Annotated in this window: 7 protein-coding genes and 1 pseudogene; 5 read left to right on the forward strand and 3 right to left on the reverse strand. The window is 68.7% G+C overall.

Annotated features, from left to right (window positions below; translation table 11 throughout):
• Positions 1 to 740, reverse strand: a 740-nt coding sequence (locus AB8A24_RS42880; RefSeq protein WP_369479218.1) for a delta-60 repeat domain-containing protein, incomplete at its 3' end; no start/stop codon positions are given.
• Positions 741 to 1,204: 464 nt separating this feature from the next.
• On the opposite strand from AB8A24_RS42880, the pseudogene AB8A24_RS42885 reads away from it, so the two are divergent.
• The 5 genes and pseudogenes from AB8A24_RS42885 to AB8A24_RS42905 all read left to right on the forward strand — a co-directional run.
• Positions 1,205 to 1,729 (forward strand): annotated as a pseudogene (locus tag AB8A24_RS42885) (hypothetical protein); the annotation flags it as partial.
• A gap of 37 nt (positions 1,730 to 1,766) precedes the next feature.
• On the forward strand, positions 1,767 to 1,901 hold the full coding sequence (locus AB8A24_RS42890; RefSeq protein WP_328966168.1) for a hypothetical protein: 135 nt from the start codon (positions 1,767 to 1,769) through the stop codon (positions 1,899 to 1,901).
• Between the two features lie 54 nt (positions 1,902 to 1,955).
• The gene (locus tag AB8A24_RS42895; RefSeq protein WP_328966169.1) at positions 1,956 to 2,315 is read left to right on the forward strand and encodes a hypothetical protein; all 360 of its coding nucleotides are present in this window, start codon (positions 1,956 to 1,958) and stop codon (positions 2,313 to 2,315) included.
• A 306-nt stretch (positions 2,316 to 2,621) separates the two neighbouring features.
• Entirely contained in the window at positions 2,622 to 2,936 is a 315-nt protein-coding gene (locus AB8A24_RS42900; protein WP_328965426.1) for a hypothetical protein, read from the forward strand.
• A 145-nt stretch (positions 2,937 to 3,081) separates the two neighbouring features.
• Positions 3,082 to 3,549 (forward strand): hypothetical protein, encoded by a 468-nt coding sequence (locus AB8A24_RS42905; protein ID WP_328965427.1) that lies wholly within the window; start codon positions 3,082 to 3,084, stop codon positions 3,547 to 3,549.
• Between the two features lie 13 nt (positions 3,550 to 3,562).
• Here the strand turns inward: AB8A24_RS42905 and AB8A24_RS42910 are convergent, their stop codons facing one another.
• Positions 3,563 to 4,105, reverse strand: coding sequence for a hypothetical protein (locus AB8A24_RS42910; protein ID WP_328965428.1), 543 nt, complete (start codon positions 4,103 to 4,105; stop codon positions 3,563 to 3,565).
• A gap of 25 nt (positions 4,106 to 4,130) precedes the next feature.
• The coding region (locus AB8A24_RS42915) for an RHS repeat-associated core domain-containing protein (RefSeq protein WP_369479219.1) at positions 4,131 to 4,944 on the reverse strand (814 nt) is incomplete at its 5' end.

Genomic DNA, 4,944 nt, shown 5'->3' on the forward strand with positions numbered 1-4,944 from the left:
GGGCCGGCCCCGGCGACGACGACCCGGCCGTCGGGCTGGAGGGCCAGGTCGGCGGCCGAGGCGAAGGTTCCGCCCGGGAAGGTGGTGACGGCCTTGCCGTCGCCGTCGAAGGCCGGGTCCAGGGAGCCGTTGGCGTTCCATCGGACCACGACCCAGCTCGCGAAACTCTGGCCGGCCGCCACGATGCGGCCGTCGGGCTGCACGGCCACGGTCATGGCGGTCTCGATCGCGTCCGGGTCGATGTCGGTGACCGCCCTGCCACCGGTGCCGAAGGTCGGGTCGAGGCTGCCGTCGGGGTTGTAGCGGGCGGCCACCCAGTCGCCGTAGCCGGCGATCGAGGTGGACCCGCCGACCGCGATGATCTTGCCGTCGGGTTGCAGAGCCAGGGCCCTGGCCTCGTCGTTGTTGAAGTCGAAGTCGGTGTTGACGATGCCGTCGCCGCCGAAGGTCGTGTCCAGGCTGCCGTCGGCGTTGTAGCGCACCAGCACGAAGTCGCCGCCGGTCTCGTCGAAGTAGCCGTCGCCCACCGTGATGATCTTGCCGTCGGGCTGGACGGCCATGCCCGAGACGTTCTCGTAGCCGGTCACGTCCGTGACGACCTTGCCGTCGCCGCTGAAGGCGGGGTCCAGATCGCCGGGAGCGGCCGTGGCCGCCGTGGGCAGTCCGAGTACGAGCGCCAAGGCGGCGGCGCCGGCGGCGCCGGCGCGCCCGGCCCGGCGCCGTGGGGAGTGCTGGGGCATGCGCGAACCACTTCCGTCCGTCGGTTTCTTGGGTGCCCCAGCTTTCTGGGACACCGGGTCGGGAGGGGGCCGCGGCGGGCCGGGGCTGCGCCCACTGACCGCTGTGTTCCACCCTCAGGAGTGACGGACCGGTCATCCGAACGGCCCGGTACGGGCCGCCGTCAGCCGTAGCGGCCGGCGAACTATTCTGGAAGGCCGTGCCGCCCGCGCGCGGCCCGGCGGCCGTAGTCGTCTTCGCCGCCACCCTGCGGGCGCGTGGGGCTTTCTCTACGCCGAGTTCGCGGAGCCGGTGCTGCTGTTCCTCGTTCAGTCGGTCCCAGTTCCGGCGTTACGAAGCGAGCCACCGTCCGACGTCTTCCCCGTGCCGGGTCACGCCGGGGACGATCGCGGTCGGGCGCGCCCCCTCGGCGAGGAGCTGGGTGAGGCAGGCGTAGTGCCGCTGCCAGTCGACGGTCCACCCGAGCGTGCCAGGGTTCCAGTCGGGGTCGATCGCGGCGAGCCCCGCGCCCAGCTCCGCAGCCCCGAGCCGCCGTCTGACCGTTGGTACTGATCAGACCCCTGATTCGCCCGTCACGGCGGGTTGCAACGCCTCTTCTCCCATTACTGATGTACCTGGAGAAGCGTCCCGGCCCGGGAGGAAGGCGGCCGCGAAGGCCGGCGCGGACATCCGCGGCGAGGTCCTGTTGACTCTCGCCCAGCTGCGCCTGGCCACACCCTGCCAGCTGAAGGCTCTGCTGCTGTCGCACCAGCAGGGCACCGACCACGTACGCCGGGCGCTGCGCAACCTGGTCGACGAATCCCCAGCCCTGGTCGGCCGGACCCACCGCGCCCGGCAGAGCTACTGGTACTGCACCCCGGCGGGCCTCGCCGAAGCCGCGGCCTCCGGTGAGCTCGCGCCGACGGTCGGCCGGACCACGGGCAGGCGCGCGGCCGGCAAGACGGGCCTGCGGGAGCACGGCCTCGCCCTGGTCGACACCATCGTCGTCTTCCACCAGGCGGAGGTGGCCGACCACGCGGACTGGTGGGGTGGAAGTCGCCCACCCCACCCCGGCCGGGAACCTGGTACCCGACGGCGTGGTGCTCCTGGCCGACGGCTCCAGCGCGTTCCTGGAGATCGACCGCACCATGGGCTGTTTGCCAACGAAGTTGGGCCGCCGCTAGTTTGTGACAGCGAAGTTGGACCAATGGGAAACCGTCAGGCAGGGGAGCATGCCGGTGAACCAGATGCCGCGCCCGTCCCGTCGACTGCCCGTCGGGTGGGCCATCACCCTGGCCTTCGATTTCCTGGCCACGATGCTGACGTCCCTCGTGCTGTGTGCCATAGGCCTGCTGCTGCCCGGCATCACTGAGGACTACGGCCCCGCCACCGAGCCCACGTCACCCGTGGCCCTGGCCTTCTTCCTGGCCGCCGTCCTCCTGGTCTCGTCGCTGGCCGGGACGACTGTCCTCCTCTCACGGGCCGGGACCGAGCCCCCCCGCACCCTGGCCCTGTGGTTCTCGGCAGTCAGGCTCGCACTGCTGGCCTCGGTCGCCTTCTACGTCGTGTACCGCATCGCCACCGTCGAGGCCGCCTGACGCGACCCCGGTACCACAGCGCCAATGGCCCAACTTCGCTGACACGAACTGGGCAGTAGTCCATCTTCACTGACACGGACAACCGTCGACCCAACTTCAGTGGCAGCCGTCAGGCGTCGGTCCTGAGCACGAAGGCTGTGGATCCGACGGCTGCGGGGTGCGGTCTGCCCGGGCCCGGAGCAGTTCCTTGAAGAAGCCGACGATCTGGCGGCGCGAGAGTAGCGCCCAGGCCGCCGCGCCGAGTCCGCCGGCCCCGCGGTCGGCGGCGTCGCGTACCGGCTGCTGACCCGCGAGCGCCGGGAGCTGATGCGCGAGTGGGTCGTTCCCCTGCACGAGGCGCTCGCCCAGCCGCTGGGGATCGCGGAGCAGACCGACCCGCGCCGCTACCTCCACATCCCGCGCAACTTCTCCGACGATGACGCGGAGATACGCGTCGACCTCCCCACCTGGCTGGGCTTCTCCCGCGACGTCGTCGCCGACCTCATCACCCAGAAGCTCGGCCTGGAAGGCGTCACCTTCTCCTGGCACCCGGCCGGAGCCAAGCCGTACGTGCTGGTGAAGAAGACCGCAAGCCCCCGGCCAAGGCCCTCTTCAAGGACCCCAAGATGCGGGAGCTGGTGAGGCCAAGGAGTCCGCGCCCGTCATCGGGATCGGCGCCAGCGGCCGGATCGTCTCCGTCGACCTGGACGCCGAATCCCCGCACATCCTGGTCAACGCCTCCACCGGTGGCGGCAAGTCGGTGACCCTGCGCTGCATTGCCTGTCGGATGCTCCACCACGGCTCGCTCGTGTTCGTCCTGGACACCAAGCGGATCTCCCACCCGTGGGCGAGCGGCCTCCTCGGCGTCACCTACTGCCGCGACATCGCCGACATCCACGACGCCCTCGTCCACCTCGGCCTGGAAGGCCGGCGCCGGGTCCGCGTCGCCGACGAACTGGGCATTGGCGCCGACCCGAACGACATCGGCCCGCGGCTGCTGATCCTCCTCGAAGAGGTCAACGCGACGATGAAGCAGCTGGCGCGCTACTGGGAGAAGATCCGCGAGTCCGGCGACCCGAAGGTCTCCCCGGCCGTCGACGCGCTCAACGAGATCCCCTACCTTCACCAGCAGAGCGACATCCAAGGCGCCCTGCGGTCAGACGTGAGCCCCTGCCGGGGGAGGGGGAGGGAGCACGAGTTGGATGAGTCGTTCCACGGCGGGTACATCGTAGGTCTTGTGTGGGCCGGAGTGTAGGTGAGCCGAGAACTCACAGGAAGCCGGCGCTGGAACGGAACTCGTGCGGCTCTTCCGTCGGGAAGTCGTAGAACATATCGGACTCGGCGTTGCCGGTGACAAGAATGGACTGCAAGAACTCGGAACACGACTGGGCATGGAACTCCCATTCCCGGCCGCGTCCCTCCTTGATCATGACGGTCCACTGGTCTGGTTCCTGGCCGGTGCGGGCCAGCCAGTACAGGCAGTCACCGTTCTCGGTCACGGCCCAGGCGATAGTGCGGGATCCTGCCTCTTCGAGTTCGGCGGGCTTGGGCTCCCCGCCCCGCCAGAGCCCTTGCTGTGCTTCGACGCGGTCACGGTTCTCCGTCACCAGGTCGTAGTACTTGTTGGGGCAGTCCGGCTCCAGTACCCAGATGGCGTCGTCGAAGAGCCCACCACCGTAGAGGTCGACGAGCTGCTTGTTGTCGCTCGGCAGGATCGTACCGAGCTCCTCTTCAACTTGCGCCCAGTCGTGGGCCCGGGGGGCATCCGACGGTGGGATGGTTTGGACGAGGTGGGCGATGGCAGGGTTCACGGCCGCTCCTTCAGCTTGGGTTCCGCTATCTCTTCGGCAGGTTAAGAATAGTGATGACGTCGGATTTGAAGTCCTGGCCTTCGTAGGGCCGGAATTGGAATCCCCGGCTTCCGTTGACCTCAAGAGTGAGTTCCACGGGAATCAGATCCGTCGCGTTGTTTGTTCGGTAGATCGGGGTGACCGTGTACTCGATCGTTTCACCTCGGTCGACGGCGTCACGGATTTGGTTCTCGATGTGGACCATAACGGGAGTTTTGGCGTACGCATGCATGGTGACGAAGTTCCGGGGATCCCTGTTGGAACCGCCAATTTGTGCGCCGAGCAGGTGGGTCCTGTTGTATCCCTTACCGATTTCCCAACCCGCCACCCCACCCCTCACTCTCGGCCTGGTCTTACCTCCGGTCATGTGCGGCCGGATGGATGCGTGCATCGTGCCGGCGCGGCCCCCAGGTCCGGTGCTGTAACTGACAAGCCCGCCCCACGTGGGGTCGTTCTCGTCGCACGGTGTGAGTCCGAGCGGGTCGGAGAGCGCATGGGGGTTGTCGACATACGTGGCCGGGTTGGGCGCCGGGTCCAGGCCCAGAGGGTCGAGAGTGAGGTAGCGGGCCGTTTCCGGGTCGTAGTGCCGGAAGTAGTTGTGGTGGAGCTGGGTCTCGGGATCGAAGTACTGACCGGGGAAGCGCAGGGGAGTGTGGGCAGTGGCATCGCGGTTCCAGACGGTGGTGCCCCACAGGGTGCTGCGGCTGTGCCAGGCGACGAGGCAGCCGGCCCGGCTCCCGCCTCGGATACCGTGTTCCTCTACGGGGTGCCATAACGGATGTGACGCCCCCCATCGGAGG

Source organism: Streptomyces sp. BF23-19 (assembly GCF_041106355.1).
Lineage (GTDB): Bacteria > Actinomycetota > Actinomycetes > Streptomycetales > Streptomycetaceae > Streptomyces > Streptomyces virginiae_A.

Excerpts from the sequence above, each read along its gene's own strand:
- AB8A24_RS42905 (WP_328965427.1), top strand. The coding sequence starts at position 3,082 with ATGCTCCACCACGGCTCGCTCGTGTTCGTCCTGGACACCAAGCGGATC.
- AB8A24_RS42900 (WP_328965426.1), top strand. The coding sequence starts at position 2,622 with ATGCGCGAGTGGGTCGTTCCCCTGCACGAGGCGCTCGCCCAGCCGCTG.